This window comes from Pelomonas sp. CA6 (assembly GCF_022549225.1).
In the GTDB taxonomy this organism is placed as follows: Bacteria; Pseudomonadota; Gammaproteobacteria; order Burkholderiales; family Burkholderiaceae_C; genus Roseateles.
The window spans coordinates 1-537 of record NZ_JAKZFD010000049.1; the positions used below are offsets into that span (position 1 = coordinate 1).

Below are 537 nucleotides of genomic sequence, written 5' to 3' on the forward strand. Positions count from 1 at the left end.
GCACTGGGCCGACCACGAGGCCGAGCAGCCCTTCGACCTGGCGCAGGGGCCGCTGATCCGCGGCCGGCTGCTGCATCTGTCGGCGCGCGAGCATGTGCTGCTGCTGACCCTGCACCACATCGTGGCCGACGGCTGGTCGCTGGGTGTGCTGATGCGCGAGCTGGACCTGCTGTACCGGGCCTATGCCCACGAGGGCATGGACCCGTCCGAGGACCCGCTGCCGGCGCCGGCGCTGCAGTACGCGGACTACACGCTGTGGCAGCGGCAGTGGCTGTCGGGCGCGCTGCTGCAGCAGCAGCTGGCCTACTGGCGCGAACGGCTGGCCGGCGCGCCGGCGCTGACGACGCTGCCCGGCGACCGCCCGCGGCCGGCCTTGCAGGATTACCGCGGCGCGAGCCTGGCCATCGAGCTGGACGCCGAGCTGACGGCGGGGCTGAAGGCGCTGTCGCAGCGCCATGGCACGACGCTGTACATGACGCTGCTGGCGGGCTGGGCGGCGCTGGTGGCGCGGCTGTCGGGCCAGGACGAGGTGGTGAT

General features: G+C 73.6%; 1 protein-coding gene. It reads left to right on the forward strand.

The genetic code is table 11. The features are described 5' to 3' along the window. Positions 1-537 (forward strand): condensation domain-containing protein (locus LZ017_RS21815; protein ID WP_241399035.1); only part of this gene is annotated, 537 nt, incomplete at both ends.